The 24677-nt window shown below is 48.3% G+C and carries 17 protein-coding genes; 4 read left to right on the forward strand and 13 right to left on the reverse strand.

Translation table 11 applies throughout. From position 1 onward, the window contains the following. The first annotated feature begins 56 nt into the window (after positions 1-56). Entirely contained in the window at positions 57-899 is an 843-nt protein-coding gene (locus H6G00_RS11085; protein ID WP_190796756.1) for an alpha/beta fold hydrolase, read from the forward strand. Positions 900-916: 17 nt separating this feature from the next. Here H6G00_RS11085 and H6G00_RS11090 read toward each other — a convergent pair whose 3' ends face one another. The 4 genes from H6G00_RS11090 to H6G00_RS11105 all read right to left on the reverse strand — a co-directional run bounded on the left by H6G00_RS11090 (position 917) and on the right by H6G00_RS11105 (position 5339). Further along, on the reverse strand, positions 917-2080 hold the full coding sequence (locus H6G00_RS11090; protein ID WP_190796757.1) for an acyltransferase family protein: 1164 nt from the start codon (positions 2078-2080) through the stop codon (positions 917-919). Beyond that, on the reverse strand, positions 2074-3600 hold the full coding sequence (locus H6G00_RS11095) for an ATP-binding protein (RefSeq protein ID WP_199318429.1): 1527 nt from the start codon (positions 3598-3600) through the stop codon (positions 2074-2076). The genes H6G00_RS11090 and H6G00_RS11095 overlap by 7 nt, the downstream gene beginning before the upstream one ends. A 24-nt stretch (positions 3601-3624) precedes the next feature. Further along, positions 3625-5052, reverse strand: a complete 1428-nt coding sequence (locus tag H6G00_RS11100) for an ATP-binding protein (RefSeq protein WP_190642069.1) — start codon at positions 5050-5052, stop codon at positions 3625-3627. Positions 5053-5144: 92 nt separating this feature from the next. Beyond that, positions 5145-5339: a hypothetical protein gene (locus tag H6G00_RS11105; RefSeq protein ID WP_190796758.1), complete on the reverse strand. Its 195-nt coding sequence runs from the start codon at positions 5337-5339 to the stop codon at positions 5145-5147. Positions 5340-5907: 568 nt separating this feature from the next. Between H6G00_RS11105 and H6G00_RS11110 the strand changes: the two genes are divergently transcribed. Next, complete coding sequence (locus H6G00_RS11110) at positions 5908-9051, forward strand: ExeM/NucH family extracellular endonuclease (protein ID WP_190796759.1); 3144 nt, start codon at positions 5908-5910, stop codon at positions 9049-9051. A 63-nt stretch (positions 9052-9114) separates the two neighbouring features. On the opposite strand, the gene arsJ is transcribed toward H6G00_RS11110, so the two are convergent. From arsJ to H6G00_RS11125, 3 genes are all read right to left on the reverse strand, one after another. Continuing rightward, positions 9115-10377, reverse strand: a complete 1263-nt coding sequence (gene arsJ / locus H6G00_RS11115) for an organoarsenical effux MFS transporter ArsJ (RefSeq protein ID WP_190796760.1) — start codon at positions 10375-10377, stop codon at positions 9115-9117. Continuing rightward, positions 10358-11413, reverse strand: a complete 1056-nt coding sequence (locus tag H6G00_RS11120) for an ArsJ-associated glyceraldehyde-3-phosphate dehydrogenase (protein ID WP_190796834.1) — start codon at positions 11411-11413, stop codon at positions 10358-10360. Before H6G00_RS11120 ends, arsJ begins: the two co-directional genes overlap by 20 nt. A 501-nt stretch (positions 11414-11914) precedes the next feature. After that, positions 11915-12595, reverse strand: a complete 681-nt coding sequence (locus H6G00_RS11125; RefSeq protein WP_190796761.1) for a GntR family transcriptional regulator — start codon at positions 12593-12595, stop codon at positions 11915-11917. 134 nt (positions 12596-12729) lie between these two features. Between H6G00_RS11125 and H6G00_RS11130 the strand changes: the two genes are divergently transcribed. Further along, entirely contained in the window at positions 12730-14364 is a 1635-nt protein-coding gene (locus tag H6G00_RS11130) for a 2-isopropylmalate synthase (RefSeq protein WP_190796762.1), read from the forward strand. A 15-nt stretch (positions 14365-14379) separates the two neighbouring features. Then, complete coding sequence (locus H6G00_RS11135; RefSeq protein ID WP_190796763.1) at positions 14380-15063, forward strand: class I SAM-dependent methyltransferase; 684 nt, start codon at positions 14380-14382, stop codon at positions 15061-15063. Positions 15064-15209: 146 nt separating this feature from the next. Here the strand turns inward: H6G00_RS11135 and H6G00_RS11140 are convergent, their stop codons facing one another. The 6 genes from H6G00_RS11140 to H6G00_RS11165 form a co-directional block, all read right to left on the reverse strand. Then, positions 15210-15500 (reverse strand): hypothetical protein, encoded by a 291-nt coding sequence (locus tag H6G00_RS11140; RefSeq protein ID WP_190796764.1) that lies wholly within the window; start codon positions 15498-15500, stop codon positions 15210-15212. Between the two features lie 126 nt (positions 15501-15626). After that, complete coding sequence (locus H6G00_RS11145) at positions 15627-17507, reverse strand: ABC transporter ATP-binding protein (protein ID WP_190796765.1); 1881 nt, start codon at positions 17505-17507, stop codon at positions 15627-15629. A 62-nt stretch (positions 17508-17569) separates the two neighbouring features. Continuing rightward, positions 17570-19357 (reverse strand): ABC transporter ATP-binding protein, encoded by a 1788-nt coding sequence (locus tag H6G00_RS11150; protein WP_190796766.1) that lies wholly within the window; start codon positions 19355-19357, stop codon positions 17570-17572. 291 nt (positions 19358-19648) lie between these two features. Then, positions 19649-20758, reverse strand: a complete 1110-nt coding sequence (locus tag H6G00_RS11155) for an iron-siderophore ABC transporter substrate-binding protein (protein ID WP_190796767.1) — start codon at positions 20756-20758, stop codon at positions 19649-19651. A gap of 13 nt (positions 20759-20771) precedes the next feature. Beyond that, on the reverse strand, positions 20772-23360 hold the full coding sequence (locus H6G00_RS11160; RefSeq protein ID WP_190796768.1) for a TonB-dependent receptor: 2589 nt from the start codon (positions 23358-23360) through the stop codon (positions 20772-20774). 179 nt (positions 23361-23539) lie between these two features. Beyond that, positions 23540-24526, reverse strand: a complete 987-nt coding sequence (locus tag H6G00_RS11165) for an AraC family transcriptional regulator (RefSeq protein WP_190796769.1) — start codon at positions 24524-24526, stop codon at positions 23540-23542. Between the last annotated feature and the right edge of the window lie 151 nt (positions 24527-24677).

Consider the following 24677-nt stretch of genomic DNA (forward strand, 5'->3'; position numbering starts at 1 on the left):
GCCTGATTTATTATCCTGGATCAAGTATGTACAACGTTTAGAAGTTTGATTTCATTATGAGTCTTACCCAAACTCCACAGGACCAATACATTAAAGTCGGAGACATTAATACTCGCTACTGGGCTTTGGGGGATGGAGAAACCACAGTCATCTTGCTTCATGGTCTAGGAAGCTGTGTAGAAACGTGGACATACAATATTGGTGCTTTGGCGCAGCACCATCGAGTTTACGCGATTGATCTGGTTGGTTCGGGTCGCTCCGATAAGCCGCCAACTTCTTACTCTTTAGTTGACCTGGCGAAGTTTGTTCAGGCTTTCATGGATGTTCTTAACTTGGAACGAGCTAGCCTGGTGGGAAACTCGTTAGGAGGCGGAATTGCCCTACAGTTTGCCCTGCTTTTTCCTGAGCAAATAGAAAAATTAGTCCTGGCAAACAGTTTAGGGTTGGGCAAGGAGATTATGTTTTTCCTCCGGTTAGCTTCATTGCCCTGGCCTAGCCAGTTGTTCCGTCCCAGTCGGATTAGTACCGCTTCTGTATTAAAGCAAATTGTGTATGACTCAGCGGTGATTACAGACGATTGGGTTGAAGTGCTGTATCAGATTGGCAATCTTCCTGGTACGCCAGAGGCATTACAGAGGCAACTTAGGGCTAATATTGATTTTTGGGGAGTTCGCCCGGAGGTTTATCGCCCCATTGTTGATCAATTTGCCACGATTCATACACCGACCCTCGTTATTTGGGGACAACAAGATCCGATATTGCCGGTTGCCCATGCCCAGTTTGCAGCAGAACAGTTGCCCAACGCTGATCTACAGATTTTTGATGAGTGTGGGCACTGGTCGCAGGTTGAGCGATCGCAAGAGTTCAACGCTGCAATTCTGAATTTTTTGCAGGATTGAATGCAACCTGGCTGCGTTTATGCAGAAGGTCTATTGATTGGCTTTAGCCCAAAGAGAAATCGCAGAATGTTATGGCGTTTTACGAACAGGTCATAGAGCAGGATGGTTATAAAGAGTGAAGCAGTGCTAATCAAAAAGAATTTTGCGAACACACCTGTTTGCCACTGCACGACATAGAAGGCGATCGCCACCAAAACAGTTTGATGCAACACATAAATGGGGTAAGACGCGGGATTAAAATATCGCAATACTCGATTGTTGAAGTTTAAGTATTTGCGACCTAGACCCAAAAGCGCCATTACCCAAAGCCAGGAGTTTAAGCCGCGCAACATCTGGTACAGCACATACCCCAACGAATAGCTTCGCTCTGGTAAAACATTGGTTTGCCATAGCCCAAATAGCACTGACATAGAGGCGATCGCCAATAGTGCGATCGCCTTCCAATTTCGCTCTATTGCCAGTTCAAATCTTGGATCTGCACAAATTAAGTAGCCATAAATAAAGTAAGCAAGATATAAACAGAAATTTGCCCAGTCGTTGTAAAGGTTCTGAAATCCAATCCAGTGAGGGCGCAAAGCTGCTTCAATGAGTACTAAGGGTAAGGCTAACAGGAAGATTGCTCCGGGTTTTTCGACTAGTGTTGCCAGCTTTGAAATCCAGAATTGACCGGAGTTTTTGAAATACAGAAACAGCGGCAAAGCCAGCAGAGAAAAGGTAAACAAATAGATCAAAAACCAGAGATGTCCCCACTCAAAATTTCCTTCAGGACGAACGCCATTAAAGAACTGGGGATAAAACTGAAGGTATGAAGGGCGATCGCTCGAAGTGCTTAAAAGATGATAGTAAACTTGAGGCGGAATTAAGATCAGAGTGCCAAACAGAAAAGGAATGAATAGCCGCTTAAACCGTTCTAAAACGTACTGAACTGCCATCTGAGTTTGCAGAATAAACCAGGAAGCAGCGCCCGAAAGCAAGAAAAACAGCGGCATATGCCACTGATGAACAAATAGGACGAAAGCATTCATTCCTGGACTCAAAACATCGTTTTGAATGTAAAATTCGCCCAGTTCACCTTTGTAGAAGACCGCGGCCGCGTGAAAGTAGATCAGCAAAAGCACCGCTAGCACTCGTAGCCAATCGAAGTCGTAGCGGCGGGTAGTGTTTGTAGACTTATTCAACATTGACTGGGAAAGCGAATCTGAAAACAGGTATCGCCAGGTTGAGAGGTAACACGAATATCCCCCTCATGACGTTTAACGATTTTGTAGCTCGTGTTTAATCCTAAGCCGGTGCCCTTACCAACGCCTTTTGTAGTAAAGAAGGGCTCATAGATGTGAGGCTGCACTTCGGGCGGAATGCCAATGCCATTGTCTGCAATCTCAATCAGCACCCAGTCTGCCTCACAACGAGTGCGTATCCAGATCGTTGGCTGACTTGTGGTTGAGAAGTGCCTTGCTCTGTTTTGCCAGCCCGTTGGAATCATCACAGGATTGGTATGGAGTGCTGGCGTGACCGACATTGGAGTGCTGCTTGTATTGAGGTTAAACCGTTCTAGTGTGGCGGCGATCGCATTATCAATCACATTCATCCACACCTGCTCTAGCTCTGACCCGTGTGACATCACCTTGGGCAAATCTTCGGCGTAATCTCGAACTATTGTCACACCTCGCTTCAGCTTGTGTCCCAAAATTGTGAGTGTGCTTTCTAAGCCTTTGTGAATGTCAACAAGCTGAAGGTCGTCTGGATCGAGCGTAGAGTAATCCTGAACGGCTCCCACGAGTTGATGAATTCGTTCAGTGCTGTGTCCTAAAGTATTCAATAATCCCACCACGGTCAGGGTAGCTTCCAGCCAGGTGAAAACGTCTTGAAGACAAATGTTGTTTAAGCAAGTGAGAATTTGGTCAAGCCAGTCACTATCTAGTCCAGCATTGACAAACGTGGAAGCAAACTGCCAACTGTTTTGTATGTTGTGGTCATCCATCCAATCGGTAAGCTGGTCTTCGCAATCACTCTGGGTCATTGAGTCGAGCGTGGGTGGGTTTTGAGCCTGGACGATCGCGTCCTGCTGCAAACGGATCAAAAACTCACGTTGTTCGTCCGTCAAACACTTATGAGTGAGCTTGAGTGTCTGGGTTTGCATCAGCGGAAACACCCGTCGCAACTCCCGTGCTGCCCGCTGCGCGGCTGAAGCAGGATTATTTAGCTCATGCGCCAACCCCGCAGCAAGCGTACCCAGTGAAATTAGGCGCTCTCGATGCTGCGCCAGGACTTGAATCTCCTGCATCCGCACAATCATGGTTTGCAAAACGCTTTTTGCAACGGTCGGGCACAGCCCCATAAACTGCCAGAAAGTATCTGCATCCAGTTCCAGGATGTGACAGGTTGTAACGGCTCTACCGCTAGCCCAAAAGTAGGGTACGCCCATTAGCAGTGGCACTTCACCAATCAGCGTGGGGCGATCGTGCTGCACCAGCAAAATATCCTGATTGCCAGAGCGCTGAGTCATGCGGCAAATCCCTTCCAGCAGCACAAACACACAGTTTGCCGGGTCTCCCTCAGCCCGCAACAGCCCGCCCGGTGGAACTCTAACCGCTTTTCCTTGGGCAACCATCCATTCCAGCTTTGCCTCCGGTATTTGGGCAAAAACGGGAATTCGGCGAAGTAGATCAGTGGTGACAGGAGCAGGTTTGAGGCTCAGCATAGGTAGTTACCGATTGATTGCAACTTATGCAACTTGAGAGGGGGCAGCGGAACTGTCAGATTCCTTTAAATCCATGGGTAGGTATATTTGGAAGCAGGTACAGCCAGGTTTTGAAGTAACCTGAATCTGACCTTGATGCTGACTTACAATCACTCGGTGGGCGATCGGAAGTCCTAAACCCGTTCCATTATCTGTTGCTTTCGTTGTAAAAAACTGGTCAAAAACGTAAGGCTGAATTTCATCCGGAATGCCAGGGCCAGTATCCACAATTTCTACTAACACGCTTTCGCCAACTTGAGACGTTCGCAGAGTGAGTTTTCCCTGTCCTGCCATTGCGTCGATCGCATTGTCGATCAGATGTGTCCAGACCTGGTTCAAATCCCCCCCATACACACAGATAGGAGGTAAGGTGCGATCAAAGTCGCGAATCACTTCAATCCCAGTGACTAGCCGATGATTCAAAACTGCTAAAGTTCTCTCTAACCCTTCGTGGATATCCATTTCCTGCAAAGGAGCCTGGTCGAGATAGGTGTAATCTTTTGCAGCCTGGACAAGTTCGGCGATGTGCTGAGTACTAAACTCGACATCATTCGTTAAGGCTAAGCTCTTAAGCGTGCCTTTTAACCAGGCTAAAACCGCACACACGGCTCCATTGGGAACAACACTCTCGATATCATTGAGGACAGTAACATCCAAACCCGCACGAGTCAAAACTTTAGCAAAGTGTTGCGGGTGTGGAATGCTGCGTTTGATCAGCCATTGAACAATGTCTTCCTCCTGCACTTGCCATCCCTGCGGATTAATCTCTGCCGGAAAGATCGTCATCCGTTGCAGGAGGGTTTGCTGAAGCGTAATCAAAAACTCTTGCTGATCAGAGGTCATCTGATGGGCGTTAAGCTTGACGGTCAGCGGTTGGAGCCATTGAAATAACTCCTGCAAACGCTCGACCGCTTCTCGCCCTGTAGCGGACACCTGCCGTAGCTCCTGAGCCAGTCCTGAGGTGAGTGTGCCAAGGGATACCAGCTTTTCCGCCTGTAAGGAGACGGTTCCTAGATCCTGTGTTCGCTGAGCGGTTGAAATCAGCAACTCACGGTTGATCAGGGGACACAACTCCATCATTTTCCAGAATGCAGCCGTGTCAAACTCCAGCAGATTGCTTTTAGGTAAGGCTCGTGCTGTAGCTAGATAGGGCTGTTCTAACAAAATTAGTTCGTGACCAAAGTAGGAGTAAGGCTCAAAATTAGTCCAAGGAATTTGGCGATCGCCCATCTGCTTGGTGCACTGAATTTCGCCATCTAGCAGCACCCAAAAAGAGCCTGACGGTTCGCCTTCGACTGCCAAAATTTCTCCTGGTTCAAGCGATCGCTCGCATCCCAGTTTGGCAAAGTCAAGCTGCTCGTCGCTCAGGTCAGCAAACAGCGGTATCCGACGCAGCATCTTCAGATCAATCATGAGCCATGCCCCAGCAGTGATCCCATTTAGCCACCTTTTATTGTAATGATGCTGTAGCACTCTGCACTTAAAGATTCAATTCTCAGCGAGTGCTAAAGCCAAGGGGCATTATCCATTAACGCAGTTAACATCTTTTCAAAGTTTTGGCGGAATAGCACGGCCAACAGTCCACACGATACCGTTGTAGTTCCCATCGCCCAGCCAAAATGGGAGACGTGCCATACTCCACCAAACAGAGCAAAGAGAATAAGACCCGCACCCGAGCCGCCTAAGAATAACAGGGTCATCTGTTTCAAAGTACGGGGGTGTGGCTCAGTATTTTTAGAATTCACCTGTCTCTCCTCCAAGTCATTCAACGGTATTGGATGCCTATCGAAATGCTTTAAGTTTAACTGATACTAACTTTTCCTAAGGCTGAGCATCCTGGAGCGTGCCCCGCGTATGCTCCAAAATGCTTAGCTGCGAATAAAAAGGATATGAATTTTGAGAACATTAGAGTTTTGAAAACACCAATGGTTGGAATAGGAATGGTTGAAATTGGTATTGATGCCATGGTTCAACGAGCCTAAGCATTTAGCTGATGTCCCTGAAAATCCCTTTACAAGTGTGAAGCGATTGTGAAGTTTCCGTAGTCGCATTGAGGCTTAAGTCAGGGTTAAACCCGCCTTAAAGTGACTGTGAGAATTGTTAAGTTGGTAAATTTGAACACAGTTTAGCCTTCATACCATCATCGGTGCCCTGAGTGAATTGTCCCTGCTTATTAAAGAAGGGGCTACAAGTTTTGCTGCGTGCCAAAGCGCTAGACGGTTCACGGTTGTTCTTCACACTTATTCTTCACATTCACAAAGGCGGCTCATGGCGAACATATTTATCAACGAATTTCACTACGACAACGCTGGAACTGATACTGGCGAAGCGATTGAACTAGCGGGGTTAGCCGGAACTGATTTGACCGGATGGCAGATTGTTCTTTATAACGGAGCAAATGGCTTAGAGTACAGTAGGCGATCGCTCGCCGGACTCACTATCTCCGATCAGGAAAATGGGTTTGGCACTATCACCGTTACTTATCCTTCTAACGGTATCCAGAACGGTGCTCCGGATGGTATCGCCTTAGTCGATGACACGGGTGCTGTCGTACAATTTCTCAGCTACGAAGGCGTTTTTACAGCCCTTGATGGCCCCGCTGTCGGACTAGAGAGCGTCGATATTGGCGTACGGGAACTAGATTCGACTCCGGTTGGCTCTTCCCTCCAGCTTCAGGGAACAGGTCGCACCAGTACAGATTTTACCTGGGCACCTGCGGCTGATGACAGCTTTGGTGAGGTGAATGTAGGTCAAATCTTTCAGGGCAATGATGATACAGGAATCACCATTACCCGAACAGATAGCAGCACTGCCGTGAGTGAGGCGGGTCAGACTGATACCTATGCGATCGCTCTTAAAACTACGCCCAGCAACCCAGTCATCATCACAATCAATGCAGATACTCAAACTGAGATCAGTGTGGATGGCACAACTTTCACGCGATCGTTAGAGGTGAGGCTGGGTAACACCACACCCCAGACAGTTACGGTCAGGGCAATTGATGATAACGACGCTGAGACTTCTCCCCATACGGGTACCATCTCTCACATAACTGCAAGTGCAGACGCAAACTATAACGGGCTTGCCATACCAAACTTGACAGTCAATATCACAGATAATGATATCGCAGTCACCAAAATCCATCAGATTCAGGGCAACGCATCTACTCAGCAGGCAGGTGGTGCTCACAACGATGTCAGCCCGCTTACGGGGCAAAACGTCACCCTTGAGGGAGTGGTTGTTGCTGACTTTCAGTTGACCAACCAGCTTCGAGGCTTCTTCATTCAAGAGGAAACGGCTGATCAGGATGGAGATGCAACCACCTCTGAAGGCATCTTTGTTTTTACGGGCAACAATGCGCCTTTAGACGTGCAGGAGGGGCAAGTTGTTCGGGTGACAGGCAATGTCAGTGAGTTTTTTGGTATGACTCAGGTCAGTGCTACTACGGCTGACAGCATCAAACTGGTCGATGGCGATAACAATATCGGACAAGTCACGACGACGACCCTTGATTTGCCTGCGACGGGTAACATTGATGACTACTACGAACAATCTGAAGGAATGCGCGTCGAGTTTGCAGATACGCTGCATGTCTCCGAGTACTTTGAGCTAGCCCGCTATGGTCAGATCGTTTTGACCGAAGGCGATCGCCCCTTCCAATACAGTCACATTGATGACACCCCAACCGCAGCAGAATACACTGAGTTTTTGGATAACTTAGAGCGCAGCCGGATTATTTTGGATGATGATGATAACATTCAAAACTCACCGTTGTCAAACGGTGTAATCTACTACCCGCAGCCCGATGGATTAAGTACCGGGACTCAAGGCACTGATTTCTTCCGGGGTGGAGACACGATCAACAACTTGACTGGAGTATTGCACTGGTCATTTGCTGGGCAGGCTGGTACGGATGCCTGGAGAATTCGTCCTACCGAGGCTGATCCGGTTGAGTTCACTGTGAATAATCCTCGTCCTGAAACATCACCCGACGTTGGCGGTAATATTAAAGTCGCTAACTTCAACGTGTTAAACTATTTCACCAGCATCGACACTACGGGCGGCAATGGTTCCCCTCGTGGAGCCGATAGTGCAGCTGAGTTTGAGCGGCAAAATGCAAAACTCACGGCTGCTCTAGCGGAAATTGACGCAGACGTATTTGGTTTGGTTGAAATTGAAAACAATGGTACTGCTGTCCAAGAACTGGTGAATCGTCTGAATGCCGTTGTGGGTGAAGGAACCTACGACTACATCGACACGGGTGTAGTAGGCACGGATCAAATCACGGTTGCTGTCATTTATAAGCCTGCTGTGTTGCAGCCTAGAGGAGAAGAAGCAATTTTGCTTGACTCCGAATTCACCGATCCCAACAACGCTGGCATTCAGCGCAATCGTCCGGCGATCGCCCAGGCATTTGAGGTAATCGACTCTAATGATGCAGACTTCGGCTCTGTATTTAATGTGGTGGTGAATCACCTCAAGTCCAAGGGTGGAGGCGATGCCACAGGAGCAGATGTTGACCAGAATGATGGTCAGGGTCAATTTAACGACACGCGCACCAAAGCTGCCGACTATTTGGTGAATACCTGGCTTCCCACTGACCCAACCGGGCAGGGTGATACGGACTATCTGATTATTGGCGACTTAAATGCCTACAAAGGGGAAACGCCAATCACAACGATCAAGAATGCAGGCTACACCGATCTGGTGGAAAAATTTGGCGGTGATGATGCCTACAGCTATGTCTTTAACGGGCAGCTTGGCTACCTCGATCATGCTTTAGCCAGTGAGTCGATGGAACCACAGGTAACGGGTGTTGCAGAATGGCACATCAACGCAGATGAAATTCCTGTATTTGACTACAACGACACCATTGATGACGGCGCAGGAGAAGCCAGTTTTGAGGCGGAACCCTCTGGCAATGATCTGTATGAACCCAACGCTTTTCGCACCTCTGACCACGATCCGGTTGTCATCGGACTCGACCTCGCACCAGAGTTTAATGTGATTAACGGCACTTCCCAACGTGACAATCTCACCGGAACCGATCGCAACGACCAGATTACTGGCTTTGCCGGAAATGATGCGGTCACAACGGGCGGCGGACGCGATCGCATCGTTTACACGAATATTGACGATCGCGGTGACACCATCACCGATTTTGAAGTGGGGCAAGACAAACTGGTGTTGACCCAATTGTTAGATAGCCTGATTGCAGGTGGCTACAGCGGTAATGATGCGATCGCCGATGGTTATGTTGAAGTCTTCCAGCAGGGGAACTCTGGCAGATTCTCCATCCAGATCGATGAAGACGGCTCAACCGGAAATCGTCCATCTATCCCATTTATCAATGTCCAAGGAAACAATCTCTCGTTAGAGAGTTTGAATGCAGCAAGTAACTTTGTGTTTTAGGTGATTGATCATTGACGCAATGGCAATTTACTGGTGCCATTGCGTCAATGGTTGATGAATGTACTAGTCTCCACTGCCAGCTTTCCAGGCGATCGCCTTTTGAGGCTGTGGGTCAGGCAATTTCAAGGAAATGATTCCTGCTGCTAACACTAGAATCATCGATGTCCAGAGACAGCCGACCAGCCCAAAAAACTGAAAAATGAGTCCTGATAGAACCGTACCTGCTAATCGTCCACCAGAGTTCGCCATGTAGTAAAACCCGACGTTTAGCGCCACTTTGTCATCATCGGTGAATGCCAATACCAGATAGGAATGAACGGCTGAGTTAAAAGCAAAAACAACGCCAAAAATGGTGAGTCCGGCAATGATCACCAGGTTGGCTGGAAGATTGAGGGAGAGTGCGAGGGCGATCGCCGCTGGCACTGCGGTTAGGGTAAACGTCCAGAACTGAATCGTTGCTGCTCTGGGCGGTTGACCGGAGCCAAATCGGTTTAATAGTGTTGGCGCAAGAAATTGAATGGTGCCATAGCCAATCACCCAGCAGGCTAGAAACCCTCCGACCTGCGTGAATGTCCAACCCAACACGTCATACAGAAAGACCGGCAGACCGACGACAAACCAGACATCCCTAGAGCCAAACAGGAAAAACCGGGCAGCAGACAAGATATTAATCTCACGGCTCTTAGAAAAGAGTTGTTTGAATCCTATTTTTGCTTTGATTCTCCCCATCCCTTTGGGTAGGAAGAAGCCCGTCAGCATGATAGCAAACAGTCCTGCTGCCATGATTAATAGTGAGTTTTCAAAGCCAACTGTAGCAAGCAGAGCGCTACCAACAAAGAAACCTACTCCTTTGAGTGCATTCTTGGAGCCAGTCAGGACTGCTACCCACTTAAACAATGAGGACTGTGCTTCCTGAGGCACCACCAGTCGAATGGCGCTTTTGGAACTCATTTTGGTTAGGTCTTTGGCAATGCCAGAGAATGCCTGAGCAACCATGACAAAAACCACCGCAAACCACTGCGTCCACTCTGGATTGAGAAACGCCAGCAACACCAGTGAGAAGACCTGTAGCCCGATGCCTGTGTAGAGCGTCACCTTTAGCCCCATCTGGGAACCAATCCATCCACCTAAAAAGTTGGCGACAACGCCAAAAACTTCATAGAACAAAAACAGCATTGCAATTTCTAGCGGACTATAGCCAATCCGGTTGAAATAGAGCAACACCAGCATTCGTAGGGCACCATCGGTGATAGTGAATCCCCAATAGGCGATCGTCACCAGAATGTAGTTGCGTAGATTGGCTCGGTCAGCAGTGGATGCAGTCATTTCCATAAAAGTGAGAAGGGCAGTTCGTGTAAAGGTTCAACGCAACTTTTCGCGCTAGTTCTACCATGCGGTTGGCATAGCCCCATTCGTTGTCATACCAGGCGAGAATTTTGACCTGAGTGTCATCCACAACCATTGTTGAGAGGGCATCAATGATGGAAGAACGTGGATCGTCTTTGTAGTCAATCGAGACAAGAGGACGTTCTTCGTAACCCAAAATGCCTTGGAGTGAACCTTCAGCAGCGGTTTTGAGCAAACTGTTGACTTCTGCAACGGTAGTCGGACGATTCACTTCAAATACACAGTCGGTGAGAGATGCATTGAGTAGGGGGACTCGCACGGCTAAGCCGTTGAGCTTACCGTTTAGCTCTGGATAAATTAGCCCGATCGCCGTTGCCGACCCGGTAGTCGTGGGAATCAGAGACAAACTAGTGGCTCTAGCCCGTCGCAGGTCTTTGTGAGGTGCATCCACAATCGTTTGGGTATTAGTGTTGTCATGAATTGTAGTGATGACACCATGACGAATTCCCATCCCTTCATGAATCACCTTTACCACAGGAGCCAGACAGTTTGTGGTGCAGGAAGCGGCTGTGAGCAGATCGTATTTGTCAGGTTCATACAGATGATCGTTCACCCCCATGACGACGTTTAGCGCCCCTTCTTTCACGGGTGCCGCCACGATGACTTTTCGCACCCCTCGCTTGAAATAAGGATCAAGAGATTGCACGGTTCTGAATTTGCCGGAGCATTCTAGAACCAAGTCAATACCCAGATCTTCCCAGGGCACTTCATCGGGAGTGCTGTGTTCGCTGAAGCTGAGGGATTGGTCTGCAATCCAAACTTGCCCATCTTTGGCGGCTACTTCCGGTGCCCAGCGTCCATGAACGGAGTCAAATTTGAGTAGGTGTGCTGCGGTTTCTGATCCACCCTTTACTTCATTAATATGAGTAAATTTTAGTTCTGGCCAATCCCACGCAGCCCGCAATGCGAGTCGCCCAATTCTGCCAAATCCATTGATGCCGACTTTCACACTCATTAAAATGCTGCCTCTCTTTCCAACAACTGCTCTAGGGTGAGATTTGCGGCGATCGCCCCTCAAACACAGTTCTCTCCCTGCCAAACTTGATCTGGTCCAGTCGTAATGGAGCAGGAGACGTGGTTGATACCCGTTTCGCCTGCACAAAATTCCACAGTCACCCCCGTCTCAAAGAGGCTCATATCAATTCGGACTGTTGTGTCCTAACAGGATGGCACTCATTGATATCCCTTTCATGATTGGATTTAATCTGGCTAAATCGTTTTGTATTAAACTAACAGATTGTGTTCATCATTTCAAATAAAATTGATTTGTCAAGTCGCCTAGATCACTCGCAGCCGCAAAAATGCATTGATTGCTTCGTGATATTGAATTCCACTAGGCGATCGCACTGTTACTGGCGTTGCTGATTTGATGTATGAATTCCGTAAGGGCACCCTACAGAGGGGATTGAAATCCGTGAATCATGCCCGCATTCAGCAACGCCCTGCTACTAGCCGCTTACCGTCCATTCCGTAAATATGTAACCAGTTGCTCTCCTGCGGTTTCAATGTGACGCTTGAGCAGCCTCACTGCTGTTTTTGAGTCACCCTTGCGGCAAGCATCCAGGATTTGCTGATGCTCTTGCTGCGATTTCTCTAAATAGTTCATCTTCGCCATTTGCAGTCGAATGTAGCGATCGATATTCACATGCAGCGTTTTGATTAGGGATAGTAGACGAGGGCGATCGCCAGCCCCATAAAGCACCGCGTGAAATTCCCAGTTCAGCTTTGCCCAGCGCCCCACATCGGTTTCGCGCTCGGTTTTCTCCAAAATATCAGCTGCCTTCTGCAAATCTGCTTCTGTCAGCTTTGGAATCGCAAGCTGAAGCGCCAAACTCTCTAGCGCGACACGAATCTCACAAATTTCCTGCGCCTCTGCCGGAGACATGATCGCCACCGTTGCCCCACGATTAGGAGAAAGCAGTACCAGTCCCTCTGCCTCAAGCTGTCGCAACGCCTCCCGCAGCGGGATTCGGCTCACACCAAATTGAGCCGCAATTTCATCTTGCCGCAACGACTGTCCTTCCTGGAATACGCCCTGCACGATCGCCTCTCGCAGCGCATCGGCAATCAGGTCAGGCGTACTCCGCTGATGGCGCAACACACCCGCTGCTAGGTCACCTAAATCTACTGATTCCATAAAATGATCACGGATATTTTATTTTTGTATACGATTTTTTGTATACAATATTCATTGTAAAGGATGAGGGATGAAGATGAATACAGTATTCATCCTCGTCCCTCATCCTCAACCCCCTCGATCAGGAGCCAACCATGAGCATTCAACCCCAACCAGACCGAGTCATTATCTTTGATACGACCCTGCGGGATGGCGAACAGTCTCCCGGTGCAACGCTAAACCCGGAAGAGAAGCTGGTGATTGCTCAACAACTGGCGCGGCTGGGTGTGGATGTGATTGAGGCTGGGTTTGCGGTTTCCAGTCCCGGTGATTTTGAGGCAGTGAATAACATTGCAAAGATTGTCGGTGTTGAAGGTGGGCCAATTATTTGCAGTTTGGCTAGAGCGGTTCGGCAAGATATTCAGACGGCGGCAGAAGCCTTACAGCCTGCGGCGCATCCTCGGATTCATACGTTTATTTCAACCTCTGATATTCACTTGAAATATCAGTTGAAGAAGTCGCGCCAGGAAGTGTTGGCGATCGCCGAAGAAATGGTTGCCTATGCCAAAAGCTTTGTGACGGACGTAGAATTTTCGCCGATGGATGCTAGCCGTTCTGACCCGGAGTTTTTGTATCAGGTGTTGGAGCGGGCGATCGCCGCTGGAGCGACTACGCTCAACATCCCCGACACCGTTGGCTACTGCACTCCCAAGGATATGGAAGCACTGATTCGCGGCATTCGAGAAAATGTGCCTGGAATCGATCAGGTCATTCTCTCGGTTCACACGCAAAATGATTTGGGTTTGGCAACAGCAAACGCGCTGACGGCAATCGAGCAGGGCGTGCGTCAGGTGGAATGCACAATTAACGGCATTGGCGAACGGGCAGGTAACGCTGCATTAGAAGAAGTGGTGATGGCGCTGCAAGTTCGCAAGTCACACTTCAATGTGTTTCTAGGTCGTCCAGCCAATTCGGAAGCGCCGCTAACCCGGATCAATACTCAAGAAATCTACAAAGCCTCCCGATTGGTTTCCACCGCAACCGGAATGTCAGTGCAGCCCAACAAGGCGATCGTGGGTGCAAATGCCTTTGCCCATGAGTCTGGGATTCACCAGGACGGCATTCTCAAGCACCGGGAAACCTACGAAATTATGGATGCTGCCTCAGTTGGCTTGCCTGCGAACCAGATTGTGCTGGGCAAGCATTCCGGTCGCAATGCCTTTAGGACTCGTTTGCAAGAGTTGGGCTTTGAGCTAAACGAGGAAGATTTGAACCGGGCGTTTCATCGCTTCAAAGAAGTAGCGGATAAGAAGAAAGAGGTCTCTGACCGGGATCTGGAGGCGATCGCCCGTGACGAGCTACAGGTTCAGGTCGAACACGCCTTTCAGCTTGAGCAGGTGCAGGTGTCCTGTGGCGATTGCTCCAGCCCAACTGCCACAGTGACGGTTCTCATGCCTGATGGCAGGATTCTAACCGACGCGGCTGTGGGAACTGGTCCGGTTGATGCCGTTTACAAAGCCGTGAATCGGCTAGTTCAGGTGCCCAACGAATTGATTGAGTTCTCTGTCCAATCTGTTACCGAAGGCATTGACGCACTGGGACGCGTCACAATCCATCTGCGCTATCAGGAGCGATTGTTTGTCGGGCAGGCATCTGACACGGATATCGTCGTGGCTTCTGCCTACGCCTATGTGAATGCCCTGAATCGGCTCTATAGCTATTGGCAAAAGCAACCTTCCGCAGAACCGCATCAGAGAGTGAGTATGTTCGCCGAAATTCCCAACTTTTAGAGAACTTGAGAATTCATGAATATCCAAACTGCGTTTAATCGGGCTGCTGCCGAGTACGATGGGCTGCGGCGCATTCTGATTCCCTGTTTTGATGACTTTTATGGCACAGCCGTTCAGGTGATTCCATTTGAACGTACTAAATCCCTCAAAGCTCTGGACTTGGGAGCAGGAACTGGACTGTATTCCGGCATGGTGCAGGCGCTATTTCCCAACGCAGAATTCACCCTAATGGATTTTGCGCTAGAGATGTTAGAAAAAGCCCAGGCTCGGTTTGCAGGACTAGGCAAATCTCCCCAAGTTTTGATTGGAGACTATGCAGAAACCGACTTTGGTAACTCCTACGACCTGATCATTTCTGCCCTATCCATTCACCACTTGTCTGATGCAAGTAAAGCAACGCTCTACCGTCGCATCTATCAGTCACTCAAACCCGGTGGAATATTTATCAACGCTGATCAGGTACAGGGCAAAACAGCTTATTTGGATAAGCTCTATCGGCAAAACTGGCTCAACTCAGTGCAAACTCTCGGTGTTTCGACCGATGAACTTGCTGCTGCCCAAAAGCGAATGGAGTTCGATCGCCTTGCCCCTCTTGATCTCCAGTTAAGCTGGCTAGAAGCCGCAGGGTTTCAAGATGTAGACTGCTGGTACAAAAACTTTAGCTTTGTGGTATTCGGCGGATATCGAGAAACTGTATAGACTTTGCAGGCGTTACTCAGATCAAATCCTTCTAAACAACGGCAACATGGTACGGGTAGATTTAGCAGCCAAAACTCAGATGGAGCCGAGGCTGAATGGCAAAACCTATCCCTACGGGAACTGCGGTTATCTAGGAGGGTTTGATGTTAATTAGGTTTATCAATCTGTCGGGCCATGTTGCGGAAGTAGTCCATTTCGCTTTCAGAGCGGCGGCGATTGGGACGAAGATTAACTGCATTGCTAGCAACTGAGGTTGTAGCAGATTCAGCCGGTTCATCCTCTTGAGCTTTGTCCTCAAAGTAATAGCTGGGTGTGCTCAAACCAAAGAGCTTACTAAAGAAAACGAACGTTTTCTGCAATGCTGTAATTAGTCCGCGCAAGACTCGCTCAACAAAGGCGATGAGACGAATGAAAGTATTACGAATGATAGGTTGCATAGCCTGACCTCGAACTCTCTCTAACCCTAACAAATAACCCAAAGATTGGGTCGTTTAGCACGTTTCAAAATATGCAGCTTCATTAGAAACGGTATTACACCCAATTCGGTTAATTTATTTTTTGCTTTACATCACAATATTGAGATCTTCTGGTTTCCCTGCTGCGTCAACCACACCATTCTTAAGAACAATGATGTAATCGGCTTGACGTAGAACAAAGGGACGGTGAGAAACGACGAGGTAGGTAGGGTTGTAAGAAATAGGGGAGCGAGGTGTAGCGGCAAGGAGGTGTGACCAGAGGATTTGTTCGGTTTCAAGGTCAAGCGCACTGGAGAGGTCGTCAAAGACGAGTAGTTCGGGTCGCCGGAGCAACATTCGGGCAGCGGCAGCGCGTTGCTGTTGCCCACCGGAAAGACGCATTCCTTTGGAGCCGATCAGGGTATTGAGTTCTTCTGGCATTGCAGCGAGATCGTGATCCAGCGCAGCAATGGCGATCGCCTTCCTCAATTCCGCCTCATCAGTCTGAAATCCCATCAACAAATTCTCTTGCAGCGTATTGCTGAACAACTGGGGTACCTGTGGTGTATAGGCACTGCGTGGCGGCACAAAAAACCGATCAGGCTGTTCGATGCGCGATCCGTTCCAGTAGATTTCCCCAGATTGTCTGGGGAGTAGACCCAGTAAGACTCGCAGCAACGTCGTTTTCCCTGATCCGACTCGACCTGTGATAACGGTCAGGCTACCTCGTTTCAACGTCATGCTGATATTGGTAATGCCACGATCAGTCCAGCGCTGCGAAGCAGCGTCACTGCCTGGATAGCGGTAGGTCAGATTTTCCACTCTTAACTCTTCAAGGGCAGTATCTCTTTTGGGTTGGGCGATCGCAGGCAATTCAGTCATTCGCCCTTTGAGATCGGGCAAATACAGCGGTGCAGGTTCAACCAGCCCTTCCACTCTGTTACTCTCCTGCTCTTCCACACTGCTAATCAACGTTCCCATCCGCTCTAATGACACCTCTGTTTGCTTTGTTAGAGCTAAGAAGCCGCCGAAAAACCACAAAAAATCTGTAACAAACGCCAGGTAATACACAAATAAAGCAAAGTCACCCACACTGAGCGTGTGTTCGCGAAGTGTCTCTGAAAGCAAATCGCCAACCCCCACTCCAGATTGGGCTGCCACTAATAGGATTAGACCGGTACCCAGGCTGACCAAATTTTCTAAACTAGACTGGATGATTGCTGTAAAAACCTGATCTTGCACCACACGTTGTTGGCGTTGGTCACCGAGCCAGCGCAGATGGTTGAGAATAGGAGTTTCGGCTCCTGCGACCTGAATGGCTTGCACAGCGGAGAATAATTCTCCAATTAATCCAGTTACCTGTTGGGTTGCCTGACGGCTAGCAGAGCGATACCGCTTTATGCGAGCCTCAGCATGTTGAAGGGTGAGAGCGATCGCCACCAAGGGTAAAAAGACTAGTAAGGTTAACCGTGCATTGACGTTGAAAAGAATGATGAGAGCAACGATTGCGAACACCCCGGCTGAAAAAATTTCATTGGTGCCCACCACAGTATCTTCTACCTGAGCCGCATCATCTCGAAAGAAACTAATGACCTCACCGGGTGAAACTGTTTTACGACCCACTGTGAGAGATTCTGCACCTGGACGCTGCAACAACTTGTCTAACAAATTGCGTCGCAGTAAAGAACTCATCGTAAAGCGGTGCTGGGTTTTGGTAACGCGTCCAGCAAAGATAGCGACAATGCGAGCAGCACCCACTGCAAAGATCAACGCCACCCACACCATCGGGGATTGCAGAGAGATCAATTGAGCGCTGCCACTTGTCTCTGTGCTGGTTAGGGTGTTAAAAAACTCACGGATGATTAAACCGGGTACAACAGGTAGTCCTGCAATAAACAGCCACAAAATGGTATCTAGCAAGTACAGCCCAAAGGCGTAGCGAATCATTCGCCAGAGAAGTTTCCAGATTGCTATTCTTTGAGTGGTCATTCTTAATTAGATTGAATATTGAATAGAGTTACAACGCAAAAGTCTGAATATGACATTCTGAACTATGCCATTAGAGTCGTAGCGTTCACCTTGAGTAATTGTGAAAAGCGCGATCGCTGATCATTTTGGAGGGTAAAGCGATCGCCATATTCCACCACTTTCCCCTGCTCTAATATCAGAATTTGATCAACTCTCTGGATAGTGGCTAACCGATGGGCAATGATGATTCCTGTGCGATTGTGGAGAAGTCGGGCGATCGCCCGTTCAATGCATTGCTCTGTTATTGGATCAAGCCGAGACGAGGCTTCATCGAGAATCACCAGTCCTGGGTTTTTGAGAAACACACGGGCAAAAGCTAATAGCTGCGCCTGCCCTGCTGAAAGTCCGGCACTGTCTGCCCCAAGTTGAGTATCTAACCCATTGGGTAATGACTGGAGCCATTCCGTTAGCTCCAAGTTATTCAACGTTTCCAGAATTTCTGTATCCCGAATTCGAGCATCAAAAAAAGTCAAATTATCTCGAACACTAGCTTGAAATAACTGTACATCTTGGGTTACTAACCCCACTCGTTGCCTAAGCTCAGAAAGGGGGGTTTGGGCGATCGGAATATTTCCTAAGCGGATCTCCCCGGTCTGAACATCGTAGAGCCGCAGGAGCAAACGGGCGATCGTGCTTTTGCCGCTTCCAGTGCGTCCAAGCAATCCGAGGGTCTGTCCAGCAGGTAGATGCAGGGAGAGGTTCTGAAGCGTATGGATAGAGGGTGAAGGAGTAATCTTTTGCTCACGATTCCCCTGTTTAATGCTTTCATAACTAAACCAAACCTGTTGAAATGAAACGGACAAAGCTCCTGCTGGCAAATGAGCATTACCCAAATCTTGTATCTGCGATCGCACATTCAACAACTCTCGAATCCGGTGAATACTGGCTTCAACTTGCTGCAATTCTTCCAGTTCTTCGCGGATGCGTTCGATCGGTTGGTTGAGGAGGTTGGTGTAGTGAAAGATGAGATAGGCAGTCCCAATCGTGATCGCGTTTTGGTTCCACAGGTAAGCAGAAACGGCAAGGGCAATCGCATTGCCCAGGGTAAACAACCCCACGCTCGTAGACCAAAGGATCGTACTCGCAAATCTAGCTTTTTGATAGATGGGCAACCATCGTTGTAAGAGTTCATAAAAACGGCGCATGACATAGCTAACGGCTCCATTGGCACGAATGTCTTCCCGTCCTACTAGATGTTCACCTAAGAAGCCAAAAAAATCAGCACTCACCTGCCGATAGGCTGCCCAGGGAGTAGCGGCAACGGCTTGTATGCCTAGCAACAGTGACAATGCGATGAGTGAAAATAAAGTTAAACTCACACCTGCTAACAGGTTTTCAGCAAACAAAATGATTAGAATTCCCAGCAATAAAACACCGTTGCCTAACACATGAATGACGAGTTGAGAAAAGAAACGAGACAACAGATTCACATCTCCATCCACTCGCTCTAATAATTCTCCAGGGGTGTGAGATTTATGAAAGGACAGATCTAGGTTTAAACAATGTTTGGCTAAATCGAGCCGTAGAGCATTAGTAGCAGTCCAGGCAACCATTTCGCCTAAGTAGGTAGCCGTGACCGTTAAAATCTGTGTCAGTAAAGCCAGACCCATGAAGAGAAAGGCCGCTGTCAAAAGTTTTTGCTGGGAGCCACCGGATACGGCAGTATCAATGAAGTAGCCCAGAATTTGCGGATTGAGAATTTGGAAGCCAATGCTACTGAGGAGGGCGATCGCCAATCCAACCACACGGCCCTGCTGTGGCTTGAGGTAGTGTACTAGGAGAGAAGTGTATTGCTTGAGAGGAATTTGCATTGTTTAGCTGAGCACAGGTGGAACCCTCACTAGCAGGTGCGATCGCCCTTCAAAAGGTCTTGGTGCAGCTTACCGCAAAGATTGCCTGTGGGTAAGGCAGGTTTGGCTCCTAGCGGGAGTATTTTGATGCCTAAACGGAATAGTTTACGCAACGCAACCCGATCTACTCAATGTCAAATTCAAGGTCAAAAATCACAGCAGAAATTGCCGCAATTGTTCAATCACCAGTTCCATGCCGATAGGACCATTTAAGCCATTCCAGAGATCATAAGTCCTAAAAAAGACCCGGTTTTATTGGTTTGCAGGAAGGGATTGGGCGATCGCATTTTTCTGCCAACTGGTTTGAGTCGTTGAAGTTTGGCGTTCTAGAACGCGATCGAGTTTTGAAGATGCTGAATTCATTAGATAGTTAGACAAATCATCCAAAACCATCATGGCTTGAGTAGGTGTGCTGGCTACATGCCAGTGATCCTTGACTTCAAAGACCTTTCCTTGCTGTACTGCATTGAGCTGTAACCATAAGGGATCAGTTTGAATACGCTGTAATGCAGTTTGAGCAGATTGGGCAATCTCTGGCGTTGCACCGAATGTCCAGACAAAGATAACGTCTCCATCTGCATCTTGGATGTTTTCCTTACTCACTACAACGACAAACGGTTCTTCACCGAGAACGCCTTTGTCTTGGGCAGGAGGTCGAGGGAAGCCAATGTCGTCTAAAACATGACCTGCAAAGGAGTTTTTGAGATAAAGACCAATCCCTTCTGGAAAGATGCGAACCAGTGAGACTTTGGTTTGCTGGATGGAGTTGCCCAATTGCGATCGCAAGTCTTCTACTCGCTGCTGATATTGATTCATGAGTTGTTTAGCTTCCTGCGTTTTGCCGAGGGCAGCAGCATGAAGGGTAAATGATTTCTTCCACTCACCCAGAATGGCATCATCAAGGACGGTGGGGGCGATCGCCGATAGCTGTTCATAAATAGGTTCAGCGTTCCATCGGCTTGCCAAAATCAGATCGGGCTGAAGAGCAAGAATCTTTTCCAGGTTTACCTGCTCATCCATTCCTAGAGAGGCAACTTCCTGCATCTTATTCGCCCACTGGCTTGAAACATTTGTGATTGCACCAACGGGCTGCATGTCCAGGGAAAAGATCGTATCAACAGCAAAGCCGCTGAGCGCCACCACCCGTTGAGGATTTGCCGGAACACAAGTTTCTCCCATTGCGTGTTGAATTACGCGGCAGTCTGATGGTGAGGCTGAAGGGACAGACGTTTGAGGCTTTCCAGCACAAGCGATGACCAATCCTACACAAAAGCAAGTGAGTAGCCCCCAACGAATGGAACTGCACAATTTTGAAATGAGAAAAGGAATTTTCTGCATATGCAGCCAACGTTGTAAAGACATGACTCACTTACCATCAAAACTCTACCGATACTGTACCAACGACAGTTCTGGGTGCCCCCGGTTCGATGGATAATCTGCCAAAGTTCACCGATTCAAAGTACTCTACATCAAACAAGTTTTTGACATTTAGCGCCACTTGCCAGTTATCACGTTGGTAATAGAGTGCGGCATCGGTTCTCAGGTAGCTCGGTAGCTCAAAGGTGTTTTGGGCATCGCCTGCACGGTTGCCAATATAGAAGATTCCGGCTCCAAATCCGAGTCCTGCCAGGTTACCCGACTGAATTTCGTAGCTTGTCCACAGGCTGGCGGTGTAGTCTGGCACGTTTCGCAGTCGATTGCCTTCTAGCTCACTGCCTCCGTCTTCTGTGACTTCGGCCTCAATGTAGCCCAAGGAGGCGATGACATTCCAACCTGGCAAGATTTCTCCTAAAACATCCAGTTCAATGCCTCGGCTCCGCTGTTCCCCGGTGGAAATGAAAAAATCAATGTTTTCGGGGTCAGGTACTCCAATGTTGGTTCTGGTAAGGTTGTAGGCAGCCAGGGTCGTCAGCAGTCTGCCATCCAACAGTTCCCCTTTAACGCCGATCTCATACTGCGTGCCACGAATTGGTTCCAGGAATGATCCATCAGCTTGAACTGAGTCATTCAGAACGAGCGATCGCGAAAAACTAGCATAGAAAGAAAGATCCTCAATCGGCTGATAAACAATTCCAACACGCGGGCTAAATGCTTCATCGTATTGGGTGGTTGTAGAGCTGGATTCAATGTCGATTGATTCCTGGTCAATGAAGTCAAAGCGTCCACCTACTAAAAGAATGAGATCATCAGTCAGGTCAATTTGGTCTTGAAGAAAAATGCCAACGCTGTCGCTAACGATATCAAATCCCGGCACGACAAAGTCAGACAGTGAGGGACGATCGAGTTCTTCGTAGACCGGATCAAAGATGTTAATGGGTGCGATCGCATCGCCAAAGAAAGTCTCAAAATGCTGATACTGACGGACATAGTCAACCCCAAACAGGAGTGTGTGATCGACTGGACCAGTCGCAAACTCACCGACTACATCAGTTTGTACAATGTAGCTTTCTTCGAGCGGATCATTAAAGTTAAAGGCACGGGTCAGAATGCCCGTTGTTTCATCTAGACCTTCTGGAGAGAATGGATCAAGCCGCAGGTTGATGGAGTTAGTTTGCAGGAAACGAAAGGCATTGCGAACGCGCCAGTCGTCATTCAATTCATGCTCTAACTGATAGCCAAGGCTGTAGCTTTCCGTGCGAATAAAATCATCGGGGTCGCCAAAGACACGATCGCGCGGAATATCAGCAGGGCGATCGCCTATTGCTGGAATGCCTCGGTCCACGGGACGTTCATCATATAGGTATTCTCCATCAATCGTGAGGTCGGTGCGATCGCTAATCCGCCAGGTTAAAACAGGTGAAACATAGAACCGATCAATATCCGTATCAAAATCGCGCCATCTTTCTCCTGTTTCATACACTGCATTGATGCGGTAAAGCAGAGTTTCATCTGCGTTTAATGGTCCTGTTAAATCAAACGTAGGACGAAGTAGCCCAAAACTACCGACTGAGAGTGATGCTGCATAGCGTGGATCATCGAGTGGCTGTTCGGTCACTAAATTGATAATGCCACCTGGCTCAAGTGCCCCATACAACACCGATGCGGGCCCCTTTAGAATTTCAACCCGCTCCAAATTTTCTGTTTCAACTAGGGGTGAAAAAACATTGGGCACCCGAATTCCATTGCGAAATATTTGACCCGTTGCCGTAAACCCTCGAATGTTGAACTGATCCAGCGCATCACCAAATCCGCCTTCTTCTCCAATCCCGCTCACGTTACGAAAAATATCAGGTAATCGTAGTGCGTTCTGCTCTTGAATCACCTGCTGTGGAACTATCTGAATCGAACCAGGAACTTCTAGAATGAGCGTATCAGTCCGGGTTGCGGTCGTGGAATTATCCACAATGTACCCTTCCTCTTGCTCATCCGTTACTACTACTTGAATAGCGTCCTCTTCGGTTGCCCCAACGCTTTCGGCATTTGAAGTGATACTTAATATTAAATTTTGGTCTACTCCGTTGATGGAGACTGTCGGAGGTGCATCTGCTCCAGTAATAGCTACTCGCACGCGGTTATTGGGTAAGTTTGTTGCACTGATTAGCGCAATTCCCTCTGCCGGATTAGACTGTTGAAACTCATCCGCATCAGATAGAGATAACACCGCAGCAGGGATATTGATGATCAATGCATTTCCGACAACGGATGTAGACGGTGTTGGCTGCGTTCCGGTTATTTCCAGGGTTACTTCAAGTCCAGCATCCGATGGATTCACCTGTATTCCAGTAATCTCAACAATGGAGGACTGAGCAATTTGGGTAATCCACTCATCAACAGTTGTTGCAGAAGGTTCTAACTCACTGATTTGAGGAATGCTGTTGGCTGCACTTACCTGTTCTAAAGAATTGATGTCTAGAGAATTCTCAACTCCTAAATTTTCTGAATTGACTTCTGCCCATGCCGATTGGACACAGCAAACTGACAGCACCGTTGCCACAAAGATCGATCGCTGTAATTGATTCATCATGCCTCCACACGCCAACACCAGGGAAAGGAAATCAGACCAGAAAAACCAGGCGATTCCCTTACTTCGTTTTGCATTTGCTTATCTGCAAATAATTCTCAAATAGCTTACAGGTAAGATTGAACGTGTGAGCGATCGCTTTGATCAACAGCGGGAATTTTTTGATCACTAACAGGAATTTTTTAACCTACCTGCTGCTTAGCAACAAGCGAATAGGCTTTAGGATTAGTGCCAAATTTTTTGCGAAAGGCAGCCGCAAAATAGCCTCGGTTAGCAAACCCCACTTCACGAGCAACTTCGCTCACGTTCAAGCTTCCAGCTTCCAGCAATGCTCTGGCTCGTTCCATGCGGTAGTGGTGTAAGCAGCCAAAGACAGTAGTGCCAAAAATAGTGCGGAAGCCTTGCTTTAGCGTGAACTCATTTAACCCGACTTGACGAGCTAAACCTTTAAGTGAGGGTGGATTATTGAGGTGTTGCGACAGAATTTTCCTGGCATGGTGAAGTCGATCAATATCATCGGGCTTAAAGGACGGTTGAGGCGGGTTTTGGAGCGGATGCAGCATTTGTTCCAGATGGAGGGACACCAGTTCCCAAACTTTGCTCTCCAGGTAAATCTGCCGGGTCATATCTGTGTAAGGGCAGTTGAGAACTTGCTGCACGACAGCTCGCATTGCCATCGTCGGAGTTGCCTCATAGGTATAGCGGTCTTGTTTCAAGGGATTCACCAATTCCCTCAGCGGGGGTGCATGTTCGAGGCGATCGCCCATCCACAACCGAAACAACTCTGGTTCCAGATGAAAACTCACGTCGAGAACCTGCCAACCCGAAACATCCTCATGAATGCTGCTTTCAGCCAAACCACCTCCCGAAAAGAAGTAATGCTCTGAAAAACAAGACTGTTGAGGATGCTCTTGAACAACCGTAAATTCATATTCCAGCGGGTGTTCACGTTCAGGCACCTCAACAATCAAATCCTGGTGAAGTTGGTAGTCGGCGATTGCTAAAACTAACCCCTCACGCAGCCGAATTTCTCGAATAGAACCGTGCCCCAACTGGGCTGGATAGTGCCAGGTAATGTCAGCCGAATCGGGGGTAGATGCAGTTTGCTCATCAGCTATATTCTTCTGAACCAAATTCCAGTAGTCACTTTGAGAAAGGGCGATCGCCATTGTTTCTAGGTAAGTGAGAAAGGGAAAACGAGCTTACACCAAGAAGCCTATCATTAATGAAAATTTTCTCAATACTTATACCGTTTCTAGGGGCTATTGTAATGATAAATGTGTGAATACACAGGGACCTATACGGTTGCCCCATTACCAC

Source organism: Leptolyngbya sp. FACHB-541 (assembly GCF_014695875.1).
Lineage (GTDB): Bacteria > Cyanobacteriota > Cyanobacteriia > Elainellales > Elainellaceae > JAAUTN01.

Bases quoted from the DNA above. Each gene is read 5' to 3' on its own strand.
- H6G00_RS11120 (WP_190796834.1), bottom strand. From the start codon at position 11,413: ATGAGTGTGAAAGTCGGCATCAATGGATTTGGCAGAATTGGGCGACTC.
- H6G00_RS11135 (WP_190796763.1), top strand. From the start codon at position 14,380: ATGAATATCCAAACTGCGTTTAATCGGGCTGCTGCCGAGTACGATGGG.
- H6G00_RS11140 (WP_190796764.1), bottom strand. From the start codon at position 15,500: ATGCAACCTATCATTCGTAATACTTTCATTCGTCTCATCGCCTTTGTT.
- H6G00_RS11155 (WP_190796767.1), bottom strand. From the start codon at position 20,758: ATGTCTTTACAACGTTGGCTGCATATGCAGAAAATTCCTTTTCTCATT.
- H6G00_RS11105 (WP_190796758.1), bottom strand. From the start codon at position 5,339: ATGACCCTGTTATTCTTAGGCGGCTCGGGTGCGGGTCTTATTCTCTTT.
- H6G00_RS11110 (WP_190796759.1), top strand. From the start codon at position 5,908: ATGGCGAACATATTTATCAACGAATTTCACTACGACAACGCTGGAACT.
- arsJ (WP_190796760.1), bottom strand. From the start codon at position 10,377: ATGACTGCATCCACTGCTGACCGAGCCAATCTACGCAACTACATTCTG.
- H6G00_RS11165 (WP_190796769.1), bottom strand. From the start codon at position 24,526: ATGGCGATCGCCCTTTCTCAAAGTGACTACTGGAATTTGGTTCAGAAG.
- H6G00_RS11100 (WP_190642069.1), bottom strand. From the start codon at position 5,052: ATGATTGATCTGAAGATGCTGCGTCGGATACCGCTGTTTGCTGACCTG.
- H6G00_RS11150 (WP_190796766.1), bottom strand. From the start codon at position 19,357: ATGCAAATTCCTCTCAAGCAATACACTTCTCTCCTAGTACACTACCTC.
- H6G00_RS11095 (WP_199318429.1), bottom strand. From the start codon at position 3,600: ATGCTGAGCCTCAAACCTGCTCCTGTCACCACTGATCTACTTCGCCGA.
- H6G00_RS11085 (WP_190796756.1), top strand. From the start codon at position 57: ATGAGTCTTACCCAAACTCCACAGGACCAATACATTAAAGTCGGAGAC.
- H6G00_RS11130 (WP_190796762.1), top strand. From the start codon at position 12,730: ATGAGCATTCAACCCCAACCAGACCGAGTCATTATCTTTGATACGACC.
- H6G00_RS11145 (WP_190796765.1), bottom strand. From the start codon at position 17,507: ATGACCACTCAAAGAATAGCAATCTGGAAACTTCTCTGGCGAATGATT.
- H6G00_RS11160 (WP_190796768.1), bottom strand. From the start codon at position 23,360: ATGATGAATCAATTACAGCGATCGATCTTTGTGGCAACGGTGCTGTCA.
- H6G00_RS11125 (WP_190796761.1), bottom strand. From the start codon at position 12,595: ATGGAATCAGTAGATTTAGGTGACCTAGCAGCGGGTGTGTTGCGCCAT.
- H6G00_RS11090 (WP_190796757.1), bottom strand. From the start codon at position 2,080: ATGTTGAATAAGTCTACAAACACTACCCGCCGCTACGACTTCGATTGG.